The sequence below is a fragment of the Shewanella electrodiphila genome, from assembly GCF_023283985.1.
Lineage (GTDB): Bacteria > Pseudomonadota > Gammaproteobacteria > Enterobacterales > Shewanellaceae > Shewanella > Shewanella electrodiphila.
In genome coordinates, this window is the sequence record NZ_JAKIKU010000002.1 from 204,845 (window position 1) to 223,871 (window position 19,027).

General features: G+C 40.1%; 15 protein-coding genes. 14 read left to right on the forward strand and 1 reads right to left on the reverse strand.

The features are described 5' to 3' along the window. Window positions 1–9 precede the first annotated feature (9 nt). The 6 genes from rimP (at window position 10) to rpsO (ending at window position 6,510) form a co-directional block, all read left to right on the forward strand. A complete protein-coding gene (gene rimP / locus L2737_RS04470) occupies window positions 10–465 on the forward strand; it encodes a ribosome maturation factor RimP (protein WP_102526895.1) in 456 nt (151 codons plus the stop codon). Between the two features lie 29 nt (window positions 466–494). Beyond that, complete coding sequence (gene nusA, locus L2737_RS04475) at window positions 495–1,994, forward strand: transcription termination factor NusA (protein ID WP_102526896.1); 1,500 nt, start codon at window positions 495–497, stop codon at window positions 1,992–1,994. A 25-nt stretch (window positions 1,995–2,019) separates the two neighbouring features. Further along, window positions 2,020–4,668 (forward strand): translation initiation factor IF-2, encoded by a 2,649-nt coding sequence (gene infB, locus L2737_RS04480; RefSeq protein WP_102526897.1) that lies wholly within the window; start codon window positions 2,020–2,022, stop codon window positions 4,666–4,668. A 61-nt stretch (window positions 4,669–4,729) separates the two neighbouring features. Beyond that, on the forward strand, window positions 4,730–5,170 hold the full coding sequence (gene rbfA, locus L2737_RS04485; RefSeq protein WP_102526898.1) for a 30S ribosome-binding factor RbfA: 441 nt from the start codon (window positions 4,730–4,732) through the stop codon (window positions 5,168–5,170). Next, complete coding sequence (gene truB, locus L2737_RS04490; protein ID WP_248954919.1) at window positions 5,170–6,114, forward strand: tRNA pseudouridine(55) synthase TruB; 945 nt, start codon at window positions 5,170–5,172, stop codon at window positions 6,112–6,114. Before rbfA ends, truB begins: the two co-directional genes overlap by 1 nt. Window positions 6,115–6,240: 126 nt before the next feature. Then, window positions 6,241–6,510, forward strand: a complete 270-nt coding sequence (rpsO, locus tag L2737_RS04495; RefSeq protein ID WP_055023715.1) for a 30S ribosomal protein S15 — start codon at window positions 6,241–6,243, stop codon at window positions 6,508–6,510. 115 nt (window positions 6,511–6,625) lie between these two features. Here the strand turns inward: rpsO and L2737_RS04500 are convergent, their stop codons facing one another. Next, window positions 6,626–8,665 carry a putative bifunctional diguanylate cyclase/phosphodiesterase gene (locus L2737_RS04500; RefSeq protein WP_248954921.1) on the reverse strand — a complete coding sequence of 680 codons (2,040 nt, stop codon included), beginning with the start codon at window positions 8,663–8,665 and terminating at the stop codon, window positions 6,626–6,628. A gap of 383 nt (window positions 8,666–9,048) precedes the next feature. Between L2737_RS04500 and pnp the strand changes: the two genes are divergently transcribed. From pnp to L2737_RS04540, 8 genes are all read left to right on the forward strand, one after another. Further along, a complete protein-coding gene (gene pnp, locus L2737_RS04505; protein WP_102526968.1) occupies window positions 9,049–11,151 on the forward strand; it encodes a polyribonucleotide nucleotidyltransferase in 2,103 nt (700 codons plus the stop codon). Window positions 11,152–11,419: 268 nt separating this feature from the next. Next, complete coding sequence (nlpI, locus tag L2737_RS04510; RefSeq protein ID WP_102526901.1) at window positions 11,420–12,328, forward strand: lipoprotein NlpI; 909 nt, start codon at window positions 11,420–11,422, stop codon at window positions 12,326–12,328. A 586-nt stretch (window positions 12,329–12,914) separates the two neighbouring features. Further along, the gene (locus L2737_RS04515) at window positions 12,915–13,418 is read left to right on the forward strand and encodes a hypothetical protein (RefSeq protein ID WP_248954922.1); all 504 of its coding nucleotides are present in this window, start codon (window positions 12,915–12,917) and stop codon (window positions 13,416–13,418) included. A 97-nt stretch (window positions 13,419–13,515) separates the two neighbouring features. After that, complete coding sequence (locus L2737_RS04520) at window positions 13,516–14,004, forward strand: hypothetical protein (protein ID WP_102526903.1); 489 nt, start codon at window positions 13,516–13,518, stop codon at window positions 14,002–14,004. A gap of 55 nt (window positions 14,005–14,059) precedes the next feature. After that, a complete protein-coding gene (locus tag L2737_RS04525) occupies window positions 14,060–14,797 on the forward strand; it encodes a fimbrial biogenesis chaperone (RefSeq protein WP_248954923.1) in 738 nt (245 codons plus the stop codon). A 60-nt stretch (window positions 14,798–14,857) separates the two neighbouring features. Further along, a complete protein-coding gene (locus L2737_RS04530) occupies window positions 14,858–15,667 on the forward strand; it encodes a fimbrial biogenesis chaperone (protein WP_248954924.1) in 810 nt (269 codons plus the stop codon). Window positions 15,668–15,669: 2 nt separating this feature from the next. Further along, on the forward strand, window positions 15,670–18,126 hold the full coding sequence (locus tag L2737_RS04535; RefSeq protein WP_248954925.1) for a fimbria/pilus outer membrane usher protein: 2,457 nt from the start codon (window positions 15,670–15,672) through the stop codon (window positions 18,124–18,126). After that, the gene (locus tag L2737_RS04540; protein WP_229368953.1) at window positions 18,116–19,027 is read left to right on the forward strand and encodes a hypothetical protein; all 912 of its coding nucleotides are present in this window, start codon (window positions 18,116–18,118) and stop codon (window positions 19,025–19,027) included. Before L2737_RS04535 ends, L2737_RS04540 begins: the two co-directional genes overlap by 11 nt.

Genomic DNA, 19,027 nt, shown 5'->3' on the forward strand with positions numbered 1-19,027 from the left:
GGGTCATTTTTGGCAACATTAGAAACTAAACTGACAGAAATGCTGACAGTACCTGTTGAAGCGCTAGGTTTTCAACTTTGGGGTATTGAGTTTGTCCATGCAGGGCGTCATTCAATATTACGTGTATTTATTGATGGTGAAAGTGGTATCAATATTGAAGATTGTGCTGAAGCCAGCCGCCAAGTTAGTGCTGTTCTAGATGTTGAAGACCCAATCTCGACAGAATACACACTAGAAGTTTCATCGCCAGGTGTAGATAGACCACTATTTACGGCTGCGCAATACGCCGCGTATATCGGCGAAGATGCAAAAGTACAGTTAACGATGCCTGTTGCAGGTAGTCGTAATTTAAAAGGTGCTATCACATCAATCGAAGGGCAAATGCTAACGATTAATGTAGATGGTGAAGATTTGATTGTGGCTTTAGATAATGTGCGTAAAGGCAACGTTATTGCGAAGTTTTGATAGTTTCAAGGTGAACGAGGCAAGACATAATGAATAAAGAGATTCTGCTAGTCGCAGAGGCGGTATCAAATGAAAAAGCCGTCCCACGCGAAAAAATATTCGAAGCGCTAGAAATTGCTCTAGCCACAGCAACTAAGAAAAAGTATGAAGGCGAAATTGAAGTTCGCGTAGCTATCGATCGTAAAACTGGCCACTACGACACTTTCCGTCGTTGGATGGTTGTCGATGACCAAGGTGAAGCTTTAGAAAACCCATATAGCGAAATTACGTTAGAAGCTGCACGTTACGAAGAACCAGAAATTCAACCTGGCGAATTCATCGAAGATGAAATTGACTCAGTTGTTTTCGACCGTATTACAACGCAAACAGCTAAGCAAGTTATCGTACAAAAAGTACGTGAAGCTGAACGTGCACAAATCGTTGAACAGTTCATTGAACGTGAAGGCGAAATTGTTACTGGTGTTGTTAAGAAAAGCACCCGTGAAAGTGTCGTTGTTGATTTAGGTAATAATGCTGATGGCGTTATTTACAAAGAAGACATCATCAGCCGCGAATCTTTCCGTCCAGGTGATCGTGTTCGTGCATTGCTATATGCAGTACGTCCAGAAGCACGTGGTGCACAGTTATTCTTAACTCGCAGCAAGCCTGAAATGATCATCGAATTATTCAGAGTTGAAGTACCTGAAATTTTAGATGAGATGATTGAAATCATGGGCGCTGCTCGTGACCCAGGTGCTCGCGCTAAAATCGCAGTGAAAACTAATGATAAGCGTATCGATCCAATTGGTGCTTGTGTTGGTATGCGTGGCGCACGTGTACAAGCTGTATCTAACGAATTAAGCGGTGAGCGTGTCGATATCGTAATGTGGGATGATAATCCAGCACAGTACGTTATCAATGCAATGGCTCCTGCTGACGTTGCTTCTATCATTGTTGATGAAGACAACCACTCAATGGATATTGCTGTTGAAGCTGACAGTTTAGCGCAAGCTATTGGCCGTAATGGTCAAAACGTTCGTTTAGCAACTCAGTTAACGGGTTGGGAACTTAACGTCATGACAGTGGAAGAGCTTAATGCTAAGCATCAAGCTGAAAGCGCTAAAATTGTAAACTTATTCGTTGAAACTTTAGATGTTGACGAAGATTTTGCAACGGTTCTTGCTGAAGAAGGTTTCACCTCTTTAGAAGAAATTGCCTATGTACCAGAAGCAGAACTGTTAGAAGTTAACGGTTTTGATGAAGATATTGTTGCTGCATTGCGTGAACGTGCAAAAGCAGCTATTTCGACTCGAGCATTAGCAACGGAAGAAGCACTAGATGGTGCTGAACCGGCTGCTGATCTATTAGCGTTAGATGGTTTAGAAAAGCATTTAGCATATGTTCTTGCAAGTAAAGGTGTGTCGACCTTAGAAGACTTAGCAGAACAAGGAATTGACGATTTAATCGATATTGAAGAATTGACAGAAGAAAAAGCAGGTGAGCTCATCATGGCTGCCCGTAATATCTGTTGGTTTGGCGAAGAAGCATAAGTCGATCAACAGGGGGATTTAATTGATGGCAGATACAAGTATAGATAAATTGGCCGCGGAAGTGGGCAAGAATGTAGACAGACTGATTGAACAGTTTGCCGAAGCAGGAATTAAGAAAAGTAAAGCTGACAATGTTTCTGAAACAGAGAAACAAACTTTGCTAGACCATTTAAAGAAGCAGCACGGCGGCGATAAAGAGCCTCAAAAAATGACTCTGCAACGCAAAACCGTTTCTACTTTAAGTGTAAATGCAGGTGGCGGACAATCTAAAGACGTTAAAGTAGAAGTACGTAAAAAACGTACTTTTGTTAAACGTGATGATAGTGAGCTAGCTGCAGAAGCTGAAGAACAAGCTAAGCAACAACAAGAAGCTGAAGCTGCAGCAAAAGCTGCTGCAGAAGCGAAAGCTGTTGAAGATAAAGCGAAAGCAGAAGCTAAGGCTAAAGCAGACGCTGAAGCGAAAGCTAAAAAAGAAGCTGAAGCTAAAGCCAAATCTGAAGCTAAACCAGCTAAAGCTGAAGACCCAGAGTCTGCAGCAGTAAAAGCTGAAGCTGAACGCATTAAAGCCGCGCAAGAAGAAGCAATGACTAAAAAGCAGAAAGAAGAAGCGGCGCAAGCTGCAGAAACTGCTCGTAAGCTTGCTGAAGAAAACTCTAAGCGTTGGGCTGAAGAAGAACGTCAACGTATTGAAGCTGAGAAAAATAGTGACCACCATATCACTACTTCGAAAGCGGCTCGTGCAGCTGAAGATACTTCAGATGCTGCTGATGAGAAGCGTGGACGTCGTGCTCGTAACAAGAGCAACAACAAGAAACGTGGTGGTAAAGGCGGTCGTGATAACCGTAGCAACCATGCGCGTAACAAGAGTACTGCTCCTGAATCAATGGCACATGGTTTCAACAAGCCTGTTGCTGTAGTAAAAGGCGAGATCCGTATCGGTGAGACCGTTTCTGTTGCAGAATTGGCATCACGTATGTCAATTAAAGCCACTGAAATCATCAAGCAAATGATGAAGATGGGCTCAATGGTAACGATCAACCAAATCTTGGACCAAGAAACTGCGCAAATGATTGCAGAAGAAATGGGCCATAAAGTGGTACTACTTCGTGAAAACGAATTAGAGCATCAAGTACTGGGCGATCGTGATGAAGATGATGTTGTACTAGAGACTCGTGCTCCTGTAGTAACTATCATGGGTCACGTTGACCACGGTAAAACATCATTACTTGATTATATTCGTCGTGCAAAAGTTGCTGACGGTGAAGCCGGTGGTATTACCCAGCACATTGGTGCATACCATGTTGAAACCGACAATGGCATGATCACCTTCTTAGATACTCCTGGTCACGCGGCGTTTACGTCAATGCGTGCTCGTGGTGCTAAAGCGACAGATATCGTCGTATTGGTTGTTGCTGCGGATGATGGCGCTATGCCACAAACGATTGAAGCAATTCAACATGCTAAAGCCGGTAACGTACCGTTAATCATTGCCGTTAACAAAATGGATAAGCCAGAAGCTGATCCAGAACGTGTTAAGAGTGAACTAGCTCAACACGGTGTTATGTCTGAAGATTGGGGCGGCGAACATATGTTCGTTAACGTTTCAGCTAAAGCGGGTACTGGTATCGATGAGTTACTTGAAGGCATTCTTTTACAAGCTGAAGTATTAGAGCTTCAAGCTGTTCGTGAAGGTATGGCAGCAGGTGTTGTTATTGAATCTAAATTGGACAAAGGTCGTGGCCCAGTTGCTACAGTTCTTGTTCAAGAAGGTACTTTACGCCAAGGTGATATCGTTCTATGTGGTCTTGAGTACGGTAAAATCCGTGCAATGAAAGATGAGAATGGTAAGAGCATCACTGAAGCCGGTCCTTCAATTCCAGTTGAGATTTTAGGTCTTTCTGGTGTGCCATCAGCGGGTGATGAAGCGACTGTTGTACGTGATGAGCGTAAAGCGCGTGAAGTTGCACTTTACCGTCAAGGTAAATTCCGTGATGTTAAACTAGCACGTCAGCAGAAATCTAAGCTTGAAAACATGTTTGCCAACATGACTGAAGGCGAAGTACAAGAGCTTAACATTGTACTTAAAGCAGACGTTCAAGGTTCACTTGAAGCAATTTGTGATTCATTAACTAAACTGTCTACTGACGAAGTTAAAGTTAGCATTATTGCTCGTGGCGTTGGTGCATTAACTGAAACAGATGCGACATTAGCAGCTGCTTCAAATGCAATCATGGTTGGTTTCAACGTTCGTGCTGATGCACAAGCGCGTAAGACCATCGAAGCTGAAAGTGTTGATTTACGCTACTACAGCGTAATTTACGACTTGATTGATGAAGTTAAAGCGGCAATGACGGGCATGCTTGCTCCTGAATTCAAGCAACAAATCATTGGTCTTGCTGAAGTACGTGATGTATTTAAGTCGCCTAAGATTGGTGCTATTGCGGGTTGTATGGTTACCGAAGGTACCATCAAACGTAGTGCTCCTATCCGTGTTCTACGTGAAAACGTAGTAATCTACGAAGGTGAGCTTGAGTCGCTACGTCGCTTTAAAGATGACGTTAGCGATGTTCGTAACGGCATGGAATGTGGTATCGGTGTGAAGAACTACAATGACGTCAAAGTTGGCGATCAGATTGAGGTCTTCGAGACGGTCGAAGTGGCCAGAACGCTGTAACACAGAAAGGGCGGCGTTAGCCGCCTTTTTTATTTATACAAAGCTATAAGGTATTAATGTTATGGCAAAAGAATTTAGTCGTACTCGCCGTATTGCACAGCAACTCCAACAAGAGTTAGCCATGATTTTACAGCGTGACATGAAAGATCCACGTATCGGTTTTGTTACCGTTAACGATGTTGATGTTTCTCGTGATTTAAGCTTTGCGAAAGTATTTGTTACTTTTTTCGAAGAAGATCAAGAATTAGTCGATCAAAAAATTGAAGCGCTTACGGCTGCGGCACCATATGTAAGAACCTTGGTTGCTAGTCGCATGAAATTGCGTGTTATGCCTGAGCTTCGTTTCGTCTATGACAGCTCGCTTGTTGAAGGGATGCGCATGTCTAACTTAGTTAGCCAAGTGATTACACAAGACAAAGCTAAGCAAGACAAAGCAAGACATGAAGAGTTTGGAACTGACGATGCTGACGCATCTGAAGAAAAACCTGAGGATAAAGATTAATGGCTCGTCGTCGCAAAGGTCGTTTTATTAATGGCATTGTACTGTTAGATAAAGGTACTGGCATCAGTTCTAACCATGCTTTGCAACGCGTCAAACGTCTTTATAACGCTAATAAAGCGGGTCATACAGGTGCGCTTGATCCTTTAGCTACTGGCATGCTGCCAGTTTGCTTAGGTGAAGCGACAAAGTTCTCACAGCATCTGCTCGATGCTGACAAGCGTTACTTGGTAACTGCTAAGTTAGGTGAAAGAACTGATACCAGTGACTCAGATGGTGAAGTGGTCCAGATCCGTCCGGTTAAGTTTACTCAAGCACTATTAGATGAATCATTAGAGCATTTTCGTGGTGATACCATGCAAGTACCTTCAATGTTTTCAGCTTTGAAACATCAAGGTCAGCCTTTATATAAATATGCGCGTGAAGGGATAGAAGTTCCGCGTGAAGCTCGACCTATAACGGTTTTTGAATTGTTATTTGTGAGCCTTGAAGGTGATGATTTAACTCTTGATATTCATTGCTCTAAAGGCACTTATATTCGAACAATTATTGATGATTTAGGTGAAATGCTTGGATGTGGTGCGCATGTCACCATGTTAAGACGTACCCAAGTCGCTGAATATCCTTATGCCAAAATGGTTACGATTGAGCAGTTAACAGAGCTTGCTGAAGGAACGGATAAAGAAGATGAGTCTACTTTTACCGTACTTGATGAGCTGTTACTGCCAATGGATACAGCGGTTGCGAACTTCCCTGAGGTTAATTTACCTGAGGAAAGTGTGCAATACATTATGCAAGGTCAGCCTGTACAAGCATCAGGGTTAGAACCTGATGTATTAGTGCGGATGACATCTGGTGAAGACCGTCAGTTTATCGGCATCGGCACCATGAATGATGATGGTTTATTAGCGCCTAAACGTTTGGTTGTTGATCATAGCGCAGATTAGTTAACAGCTTTTATTAACTGTTCTGTGTTTTTTATTGCGATAGTGTCTGAATATAGTTAGAATGTCGCCCCCTCTGGCTGAGTTAGTGATTGGCTAGAGTTAATTTAATTTTTTCTGGAGATAAATATGTCACTAAGTAATGAACAAAAAGCTGCTATCGTAGCTGAATATAGCCGTGGCGAAAACGACACTGGTTCTACTGAAGTACAAGTAGCTTTATTGACTGCGCAGATTAACCATCTACAAGGTCACTTCAAAGAGCACATCCATGATCACCATTCACGTCGTGGTCTATTACGTATGGTTAGCGCACGTCGTAAACTTACTGCTTACTTAAAGCGTAAAGACGTAGCTCGTTATACTGCTCTTATCCAGAAGTTAGGTTTACGTCGTTAATATCGACGTTTAATTTGGGCATGGTTAACATACTCAAATTCAAACCGTGAAAAAGGAGGCTTATGCCTCCTTTTTTATTAGGTATAATTTACCGAAATGTTTAACGTGAAAGTGCTTAAACTTGCTCGAGTTGCTGTATCGGCATTTCTGTTAGGTATTTAGATTCAAACTCTTCCAGCGGCAAAGGCTTACTGAAAAAGAATCCTTGGCCGATTTGACAGTTATGTTGTTGTAACCATTCAAGCTGTTCTTCGTTTTCAATACCTTCAGCAACAATATCTAAATTGAGCTGCTGGCCTAACATTAAGATGGTTGATGCTATTGCTGCATCATGGGGTAAGTCGGAAACAAAACCACGATCAATTTTCATGGTTGTGATTGGTAAATGTCTAAGATAAGACAAGGATGAATAACCGGTACCAAAATCATCCACGGCAATACCGAATCCTGCGCTCTTTAGCTGCTCAAGCTTAGCAATTGCCTGATCTACATCATTCATCAAAGATGTTTCTGTTATCTCTATCTCAAGTAGCTCAGGGCGTATTTGGTAGCGTAAAGCTAATTGCTTGATGTCAGAAACCAAGCTGGCATCAGCAAATTGTTGTGAAGCGACGTTCACCGCTATTGGGATAGCGTAGTTGTATTTCTTTTCCCACTCGCGGATAACTTTACAGCTTTGCTCAATCACCCATCTTCCGATAGGGATAATAATCCCAGTTTCTTCGGCAATGGGGATGAATGACATTGGTGATATAAGCTCACCATTTTTTTGCCAGCGGATAAGCGCTTCACAGCCAATGACTCGATTGGTTCTTAAATCTAATTTAGGTTGAAAATAGAGCAAGAATTCATTGTGTTTTAGCGCGTCATGAAGTGATGCTTCGGTCTTTAACCTAACAGCGGCATTTTCTGTCATCTGTTGTTTAAAGAAGGCCCATTGGTTTGAACCAGCCGCTTTAGCGCTATACATGGCAATATCAGCGTGTCTAATTAAATCTTCTGCGCCCGGGCCATCTTCAGGATAGATTGAAATACCAATCGAAGCCGCAGGGTGTATCGCATGTTCATTGAGTTGCACTGGGGTATTGAGTTGTAGTAGAAGCTTATCGACAAAGTCAGCAGCTTGATCTGGGGTTTCAATATCATCAGCCACAATGACAAATTCATCACCGCCTAACCTGGCAACACTGCCTCTATCGCCGACAACAGTTTCTAATATGCGGGCAACGCGGGCAAGAAACTGATCACCAATCGCATGACCTAATGAGTCATTGACGTTTTTAAAGCGATCTAAATCAATGAACAATAATGCGAAATGTCTTTTGTGAACTCTAGCACGCTGAATCGTGACATTGAGAGTTTCCAGTAACAAGGTACGGTTAGGTAAGCTGGTTAACGGGTCTCTGGTTGCCATCTTTCTAAGTTTATTTTGTGTTTGGCTAAACTGTAATAAAATTTGGTTAAACTTCGATGTTACTAGCCCTAGCTCATCATCTTTATGGGCTGCAGACATAGGTAATAAGTTTTCATCAGGTAAATCAGGATCAATTTTATCTATGGCTTCACTGATCCTTGCAATCGGTTGAGTCAAGAACCGATGGAATACAATGGTCAGTACCAACGTCAGCAATAAGGCGCGAGCGAGAGTAGCAATAAAGCCTAATTGAAGTTGATTAAACAGGTTGTTAGTCATCTCTTGTGTATCGTAAAAGATGGTTAACGTACCAATAAGCTGCTGTTTTTTGTTCCCTTCGAAATAGAATGGTCTATATAAAGGACGTGATATTTCGTTTAAATCATTGAACAGGAAATGGCTTAAGTTGTCATAGTTTTCTGAGAACAACTTAGGCTTATTGCTAGCGGTGACAAATAAACTGCCGTCATCAAGGGTAATCACAGCTGAGCTAATATTATCAATCTTGATAATACCTTCGAGTGTTTGTTCGGTTTGTTTATCGTCTAACGCCCAGACAGCATTAGAGGCAGTTTGTTCTACTGAGTTGAGTAACTCTTCTTGCGAAGCGGTAAGTTGCTGCTTAGTCGTGACAACAACTAATGCAATTTCGACGACAAAAATGGCAATCGCAAAAAACAAAGCAGTAAATACAACTAAGTTTGTTTGCTTCCATGTCAGTGACTTAAACCTTTGCGTCATTCAAACGATTCCATTTGTTTTTATTAAATAATCACAGCTTTTATGGGTAACTGGTGCATTTAACATGTTGAACTCATTTAATGTGTTATTTTTATTTAGGGACAACAACAACTAACTGTAGACAAAATAACATTAAAAGTCATTAATTATAGCTGTTACAACTTATATCAATAGGCTATTTTTGTTCAAACAAAAATGGTGTTTCAAACAGTGGAATCTTGTTAGGTTATCTATTCATTGAGTGATTAGCTGTTTTATCGGCTGATAGAAGATTAATTTTAATTATTTTTTAGCGGTATATTGCGATGCGCTTTAACTATTGTAAAAAATTGCAGTATACTTATGCGCGTAATTTAAAGGTCAATAATTAAGGAATGGGTCAAGTGAATCCAATAGTAAAGAGTTTTGAGTATGGTCAACATACCGTCACCTTAGAAACAGGTGTTATTGCACGTCAAGCAGACGCTGCAGTTTTAGCGAGCATGGGCGACACAACTGTATTAGTTACAGTCGTTGGTAAAAAAGTAGCTGATCCTAGCCGTGACTTTTTCCCATTAACAGTAAACTACCAAGAAAAAACCTATGCAGCAGGTAAAATCCCTGGTGGTTTCTTCAAGCGTGAAGGTCGTCCAAATGAAGACGAAACGCTTATTGCTCGTCTAATCGACCGTCCAATTCGTCCTTTATTTCCGAATGGTTTTAAAAACGAAGTTCAAGTGATCATCACAGTCGTTTCTGTTGATCCTCAAATTGAGCCTGACATGGTTGCTATGATTGGTACATCAGCAGCGCTATCTATCTCAGGTCTACCTTTCAATGGCCCTATCGGCGCAGCACGCGTTGGTTACATTGATGGTGAGTACTTATTAAACCCAACAGTTGATCAAGTTGCTGAAAGTGACCTTGACTTAGTTGTTGCTGGTACTGATTCAGCTGTTCTTATGGTTGAATCAGAAGCTAAATCTTTAGCTGAAGAAATCATGCTAGGCGCTGTGACTTATGGTCACGATCAACAACAAGTTGTCGTTCAAGCCATTGCTGAGTTTAAAGCTGAAGCGGGTAAACCAGCTTGGGATTGGACTGCACCTGTTCAAGATGCTGACTTAGTTGCTCAAATTAAAGAGCTAGCTGAAGAAGGCATGACTGCAGCTTACCAAATCGAAGTTAAGCAAGATCGTTATGCTCAAGTTGGCGCTGTTAAAGCAGCTGCTAAAGAAGCACTAATGACTAATAACCCAGATGTTGATGCTCGCGAAGTTGATGGTTTACTTGGCAGCCTTGAGAAGAAAGTTGTTCGTGGTCGCATCATCAGTGGTAAGCCACGTATCGATGGTCGTGAGCCTGACATGATCCGTGCATTGAATGTACTAGCTGGCGTACTTCCACGTACTCACGGTAGTTCATTATTTACACGTGGTGAAACTCAAGCACTAGTAACTTGTACTTTAGGTACTGAACGTGATGCACAAAAGATTGATAGCATCATGGGTGAACGTACTAACCGCTTTATGCTTCATTATAACTTCCCTCCATACTCTGTTGGTGAAACAGGCATGGTTGGATCACCTAAGCGTCGTGAAATTGGTCACGGTAAGTTAGCTTGGCGTGGTATTAACGCTGTTATGCCTTCTGCAGAAGAATTCCCATACAGTGTTCGTGTAGTATCTGAAATTACTGAATCAAACGGTTCAAGCTCTATGGCTTCTGTTTGTGGTACTTCATTAGCATTAATGGATGCGGGTGTACCAATTAAAACTTCAGTTGCAGGTATTGCAATGGGTCTAGTTAAAGAAGGCGACGACTTCGTTGTTCTTTCTGACATCTTAGGTGATGAAGATCACTTAGGTGATATGGACTTTAAAGTTGCTGGTACTCGTGACGGTATTACAGCGCTTCAAATGGATATCAAGATTGAAGGTATTACTAAAGAGATCATGGACATCGCGCTTCAGCAAGCATACGGCGCACGTGTTCATATTCTTAACGTTATGGACCAAGCAATTGGTGGCGCACGTGAAGATATCTCTGACCACGCTCCACGTATCACGACTATCAAGATTAATCCTGAGAAGATCCGTGATGTAATCGGTAAAGGTGGTGCGACTATCCGTGCATTAACCGAAGAAACTGGTACAACTATCGAGCTTGATGACAATGGTACAGTGAAGATTGCATCTTCAAACGGTGAAGCAACGAAAGAAGCTATCCGTCGTATCGAAGAAATCACTGCAGAAGTTGAAGTGGGCCGTATCTATAAAGGTAAAGTTATCCGTATCGTTGATTTCGGTGCGTTTGTTAACATCTTACCTGGTAAAGATGGCTTAGTGCATATTTCACAAATCAGTGAAGAGCGTGTTGCTAACGTTTCTGACCATCTTGAAATGAATCAAGACGTCGACGTTAAAGTGATGGAAGTTGACCGTCAAGGTCGTGTAAGACTTTCTATCAAAGAAGCTAACGCGAAAGAAGAAGCTGCTGCAGAATAACTTCTGACATCAGTTCAACTTAAAAAGAGACCTTAGGGTCTCTTTTTTGTTTTGTGACATAGAGTAATTTTTTATGCTGATTGGCACTTAATGTTACTTCACTTGTCAAAATGCTAGTTGAATCGCTTTTGCAGCAACTTTCGCTCGCTTTATATTAATTGAAGCTAGTGTAAATTCAGTAAATGAAATTTTATCAGCATCTGCATAGCCCTAATGTAGATAGGTTGATATGATGCAAAGAAATTATAGAACCTGATAAGGTATTTAAATGGAACAGAAATTACGTACCACAGTCGTCGCATTATGTGTGGGTGCCAGTTTATTATTGTCAGGTTGTGCTTCTTTATCTGGAAGTGCTGACAGCGCAACTAGCGGTAAGGTGATGGTTGCACCGAATGTCCCAGATTATAAATTAGAAGTCACCTTGGCTAAGCTAAATGAAATCTTAGGCACAATGGAGTTAACCCCTGAGCAACGAGCTCGTTTCCATTATGACCGTGGTGTTATCTACGATAGTGTAGGCTTGCGTTTACTTGCCCGAATAGACTTTCATCAAGCGATTAAACTTCAGCCTAACTTAGCGGATGCTTATAACTTCTTAGGGATTTATTATACCCAAGAAGGTGAATTTGAAAGTGCATATGAGTCTTTTGATGGGGTACTCGAATTATCACCTGAATACGACTATGCGTATTTGAATCGTGGTATTGCATTGTATTACGGTGAGCGTTACGAATTAGCCGCGCAAGATATGCAAGACTTTTTACGCAAAGAGCCATCAGATGGTTACCGTGCGCTGTGGCTTTACTTAGTTGACTCGCCTAGAAACACTGAAACTGCACAACTCGCATTAGTTGAAAACAGAAAAGCATTGAACGAACAAGCCTGGTCAACGGTATTAGTGGATTACTACTTAGGTACACTGACTAAAGAACAGGTCTTTGAGGCAGCGAAAGAGAACTTATCTCAGCCTAAAGAGTACTCTGAGCGTTTATGCGAAACTTACTTTTACTTAGCTAAAAAAGCAGTCGAGCAACAGGATTATGAGTTAGCGATTGATTATTATCGATTAACGCTAGCAACTAACATTTATGATTTTGTTGAACATCGCTATGCACGTATAGAGCTTGCACAAACACAGCAAAAGTTAGCTGAGCAAGCAGCTAAGCAGCCTTAATTATATGCGTTAAACCCAGCGTATTAACGTCAGAAACAAAGCTAGTCTCTATACAGGGGCTAGCTTTTTTATTTTATGTCATTTAATAATGCGAAAAGTATGATCATACTTTATAGGCAAAGTATGATCATACTTCAGTCCGTTCACCGAAAAGTTGTCATACTTCCATTCATTATCCTCATGTCAAACTTACAGTTAAGTTTGCATTTACCTTCTCTTATTCTTAATTTATAAAACCATCATTAATTGTTGGGGTCAGAATAAGATAGTAATAATCAGTGTCTTATGTTTGTTACTTTACCTTAATGATGAGCGAAAAACTAAAATCTGAACAATCATTCAAACTTTGAAAGATAAATTTTCTTTGCTTTTGGAAATAAAGTTTTAGCAGTAAAAGAATGTTGCTGAAAAGTTTGCCAACAAGTGTGCTGAATACTTCATACCTTAAATCAGACTTAAGCTTGGATTTTCTATATTAAAATTCTCACAAGTTATTTACAAAGCTTGTTAATGACAAATTGAAGGACTATTAAGTTCTAGTTGAGTTAAACGTGATGTTTCTACTGCTTATAAGCTAGAGGTAAAAATGGAAAGGTGTGTTAAAGCGGTAATCTGTTTTTTGATCGCACAACTTACATCTTTAACTAATGTTTACGCTAACGACTCTTTAACTTTAAGCATGAGCGGTGTAATTGAAGAACGTTGTGTCGTTGGAATTGTAGATTCAATTCCCTTTGATTTTAGCATGGAGCTATCTCATACAGCGAATCTATCAATTGAATGTAACTTGCCTATGCTCATAGCATTGCGCTCTGATTATGGCGGACTGGAGTTAATAGACGGTTCAGTTGAAACAAGCTTAGTGGCTGAATACCAAGTTGAACTTAATATCGACTCTTTAAATTTTTCATTGAAACAAAAGTCTAAAGAGTTAATAGATGAACAAAGATTTATCACCGGAGCAGATATTCCATTTAATACATCTGGAATGATCAAAGTGAGTTTATTTGAGCCATTGAAGTTTGCAGGTGAATATCAAGATACATTGCATATTGATGTATATCCGAATTTCGTTAATAGCGGAATATAAGAATTCTTCTAATGAAGAGAAGAAAACCACCGATTTGTTGGTGAGAACAAATCGGTGTAGCAAAAAACCAATCTGAATATTAAAAAGGAGTTTTACCATGAAAAAGTATACTTTAGCAGCAGCTGCTGTAGCAACTTTATTTGTAGGTTCAGCAAGCGCAGTAGAAGTTAACCTTAGCGGCAACATTCAAGAAGTCTGTGAAGCGAGTGCTACCCAAACATCACTTAGCGATATGTCAACGACTACAATGTCAGGCTTTTCTTTTGTGTGTAATGACCGTGATGGTGCGACAGTTACGATTACAAGTGCTGAAGGTGGATTACAAGGAATTGACTCAGAAGATCTCGTTATCCCTTATGTAGCGACGCTTTCTGTAGGTGGTTTTGGTGACCTAATCTTGGATTTAACAACAGGTGGTAACACCGGTACTAATGATGCTTCACAATCTCGTGACTTTACTGGTGCACAGCTATTAAATGGCGCAGCAGCAACATTGGAGATTAACTTTGGTGCGCTAACTACAGGTACTGGTGCTTGGGCTGGTGCATATTATGATCAGTTAACAATTCAAATCTCAGCAATTTAAGACTTTAACAACCTATGCGGGAGAACATCTCCCGCATTATTACGGAATAAAACTTATGGAAAAGTTATCAAATAAACAGTTAACACTCAGTATATTCATTCTCTTTACTTCTTTTTTTCTTATCAATCCTTACGCGCTTGCTTATCAGGTTCAGCCTATGTCTGCTGAAATAAAACCTGTTGGAAAGCAATCACAGTATTCTCTTCGTGTTGATAATACCGATTCATTTCCTGTTTCATTAGAATTTATTCCATGGCTCGTTACTCAAGATGAGTTTGGTAAAAACACCTTATCTCCTGCAGATAATGATTTACTCGTTATACCTATGACAGCGGTTATTCAGCCAGGAAAGTCACAAACTATTATGGTTCGTTACTTAGGTGAGCCTGTGATAGAGCAATCACAAACTTATTCTATCGAGATTAACCAAGTTACAGTTGCGATGGAAGATGTTTCAGCGTCTGAACTTGGGATCGCATTTAACTTTAAAACGATGCTGAATGTTACCCCTGATGATTCAAAGGCTGAGTTAAACGCAAAGTCTTTCCAATCTCACGGAGATACCTGGAACATTGAAGTTGTCAATAGTGGTAACCGCTTTGCAAAAATTACTGAAATGGAGTGGGTCGTTTCAGATGGTAACCATTCAGTGACGTTAGATCGCGACAATATTAAGAACTTTGTTGTAGGCAAGATGGTGATGCCTAATGCATCTCGAATTTTTACAGTCAGTCAAATAGATAAAATTGATATGGCTAATGCCAGCGTAAAAATTAAATGGTTACAACAGTAATTGTAATCTCAAACATTTCAAAAATAGGTCATTGATCTAGATAAAACAAGAGCAGTAATAATGAACCCTAAACGGAGTGATGAGATGATTAACCTTAATACGTTTTCCACCTCAATCACTTTTTTATGCTTGGTGATATTACTGTTTATGACGAGTCACTCGTTCGCATTAGAAATATCCCCACTGACACTTGAGTTAAAGTCAGACTCCAGGCCTCAATATCAACAAATTTTTGTTAGAAACCCTTCAAATAAGACGGTTCCTGTTGAAATAAATTTAAACCAAATTGTATTTGATCCTGCTTCAACAGGTAATTCCTTTTCGCTGTTAGCTGTAGAAAATGATAGTGAATTATTGGTTTTTCCCCCTGCATTAGTATTAGAGCCAGGAGAAGTAAAGTCAGTAAGAGTTCAATGGATAGGGACACATGCTGTGAAGCAGTCAGTAAGTTATTTCGTGCGTTTTAGTCAACCGAGTTTATCGCTGCCTATGTCAGAGGAAAATTCTCAGGAAAATACGCAAAGTGGAGTTAAGGTTTTTGTGCATTTCAATGCTGTTGTTCATTTGAGTGCGAATGATTTGTTAGCTGATTTAACCGTTGTTGAAGGTTCAATAGAGTTCAATGAACAAGAACACAAGCTAGCTTTTGATGTGAAAAATAATGGTCAGCGTTACAGTTATTTAAAACCATACCATTTAGCAGTAGTAAGCTCAGATGGCTCGACTACTCCATTACTAAATGAAGCCGCTTTTAGCCAGTTAGGGGATATATTCTTTCCTCCTCAAATGATTAAAAAGGTATCTATTCCCTATGAAAAATTATGGGTTCAAGGTACTAAACTCAAAATCAATAATTCACAAAGAGATTAGGAATGTTTAAGTCATCCGTTATCTCAATTTTAATCATGTTGCTTTGTTTATTAACTACATCAGTTATGGGCTCTGAAATAATAAACCCCACAGGTCGAGATATTAACTTAACGAGTTTATTAAGGTTGCATGATACTGTGATTGGTGAAGTTGAAGTGACTATAACCAAAGAACAGCTCATTTTAATGCCTGCAGAAGCAACAATCACATTGCTTAATGCAACTTTATCGGATGAAGTTCTGAGTTCACTGTCTGAGCAACAGCTAGATGGCATGATTAGCCAAGCTATGTTTACCAAGCTCAATATAGGGTTGAGCTTTGAAATGTCTTCGCTGGAGTTAGTGCTTGATGCAAACTCTGAAGATTTAAAAGTAGGGCAAATTGATTTTGGAGATAAACCAACACAACGTTCATTTTTAACGCCCTCCTTATTCAGTGGCTATATTAATTTATCCGCTGGAGCTTCAAGACTCGAGAATAACACTCCCGAGAATGATGTGGGTGTGCAGTATAGTCACACACTCGATGCTGGCTTCAATTATGAGCGTGCAGTATTAGAATATGAATCTATTTATAATGATTATCAAAATCAAAAAGGACTCTATTCAAGGCAAGGAACCCGAATTAATTATGATTTTCCTGAGCAAGGAACCCGACTGACCATCGGAGATTTCTATTCCAGTGGTGCTACTTTTCAAGATGGAGGCGACATGCTTGGGATAGGGATTGCGAGGGATTTTTCTCTTATTCCAACCAAAAATGTTAGACCGACAGCAGCAAGACAATTCACCCTTCAACGTGCGTCTACTGTAGATCTACTGGTTGATGGTGTTGTGGTACGGCGATTAACCTTGGGCGCAGGTTCTTACAACTTACAAGATATTCCTTTAGCTGAAGGAGTCAGTGACTTAGAGCTCATCATTACAGATGCATCAGGAAAAGAAGAAAGGATCAGTTTTTCTATCGCTACAGGGATGGATTTATTAAAAGAAGGTGAGTTTGAATATAATTTTAATGGCGGTATAAAAAGTAATATTAGTGATGCTGAACCAGAGTATGAACGAGAAAAATACCTTATTAATGGTGAATTAGAGTACGGCATAACACCTGCTTATACATTAGGTGGTAACTTTCAGGTTGGGGATAACAGTTACCAATTAGGTCATAGGAGTTTATTTGCTACAGGTATTGGCATTTTTGATATTAAAACAACCTACAGTTATCAGGATGTGTTAGGTAAAGGGCTTGCAGCAAGTGTTGGGTATGACTTAATTGGTAGTGCGAGTACCGACAGTACTTTTGAGTTTAGTATTTATTACGATTATTACTCGCAATATTTCATTGGTGCGAGGAATGATATTCTGGTTACACCAGAAGCCCCAATTAACGCTAATCAACATTTTTTGTCCAGCCGTATTAATTATACTTTCAACCCGTTTTTAAAAGTTTCACTTACTGGCAATTATGTTCATGCTTATGATGACGCTCAACGCTACTGGACTTTGAGTCCTTCATTATCTGGTTCTATCTTTGATACAGGTGCGACTTGGAGTGCACGAGTTACCCACAAAGAGTTTTTAGACGATAGTAGCGAATTCTCAGGGCTACTGACCTTGAGTTGGCCATTTGGTAGTGAATCTAGGGTTATTTCAAGCTATAAAACCGATAACAAAGAAATTAGTTCAGAATATTCTTACCGTAAAAATGTAGGTAACAGTGGCGGAATTTCTATGTTTGCTGGGGCCACTCACTCCGAAACTAATGATATTGATGGTGATGTCGGTATTGATTACGATGCTAATCGCTTTACCTTGAGGGCTCAACATGTCAGCCGTTATAGCGATTTCTCAGAAGATACCAATAATCATGTTACTCAAGCTAAGCTCGCTACAGGTATTGCGTTCTCTGGCGGTCAATTGGCTTTTGGTCGCCCAGTTAGAGAAAGTTTTGCAGTGATAAAGCAGCATAAAAGCATTGAAGATAACCGAACAGAAATTTCTCCTTCTTCAATGGGCGCTAGAGCATATAGTGATGGGCTAGGCCCAATACTTATCCCAGATCTTGCTGCATACAGTGAACAAGTTATCTCTTATGAGGTTGAAGATTTACCTGCAGGGTATGATTTAGGTGCGGGTGTTTTTCCTGTCTACCCAGGCAATGGTCAAGGTTACAACTTACAAATTGGTTCAGAGGCAGCAATTACCTTGATGGGGACACTGCTTGATAAAGAAACTCAGCAACCGATTACATTAGTCGCAGGAAAAGCGGCTTTGGTCGGGCGTGATGATCTTGAACCATTACAATTTTTTACGAATAGAACGGGTCGTTTTGCTATTTCCGGTGTAAGGCCTGGCACATATAAGATTAAATTAAATACACCTACACCACGATACTTCGAACTGGTTATTGATGAAGATAGCAGCGCGTTATTGCGCTTAGGGAAACTCTATGTCGATTAAGCAATTTAAAAATTTTAATCTGTTATTGGTATGTTTTTCATATCTATGTTGTCCGGTCGCGGTTTTAGCATGCACTGCGAAGATTCAATCATTAGACCTTCAAGCTGGAAGTTATGATGATTACGATGTTTTTACCTCAGAAGCATATGGGTTAACTCAACAATATGAAGCCAAGGTGCTTTTTTCAGATGTCGTAGAAGGGGAGGAATGTCTGTTTTATTTTTCGGCATCTACTTTTGATTCAACAACTAAATTAACTTCCTTAAAGAATGAAAGTTTATTTTTTGAGCCAGTTCCTCAGTCATTAGACAGTGGCGTCCAAAATAATCGATGGTTTGGCAAAGTGTCACCCGCAAGTGACCGCTTTAGATTTCAATTACGCTTTCCAAGTCATCAATTTGGTACATATGGTAACTATGACGCATTATTGGAAGCCAAACTTCATCAATTACCTGACGGTGGTCAGGTGATCGATGAACTGCAACAGTTGATTGCCGCTTCTATTGAACAGGCTGCACAAGTGAGCTTTTATGGCGTATCAGATAATACCTATCATCTTGATCTTGGTTATTTATCAACAGGGAAAGTCATCAATGCTTCACCTAATTTATTTGTCAAAAGTACGACTGACTATTCTTTATCTTTTGAATCTATGAATAAGGGCGTCTTGAAACATCAAAATCAACAAAGCCAATGGGATATTGATTATCAGCTTACATTGAACAATATTGAGATAGATTTATCTCATAATGAAAATCAATTTTATGCTAACTCAGCAACGGTAAGCCAAGGTGAACGTCTACCTCTGAAAATTGTCATTGGTGAGACCGAAGATAAATTAGGTGGTATATATACTGATGAAATACATATATATATTAGTCCTGGCGGCTTTGCAGAATAA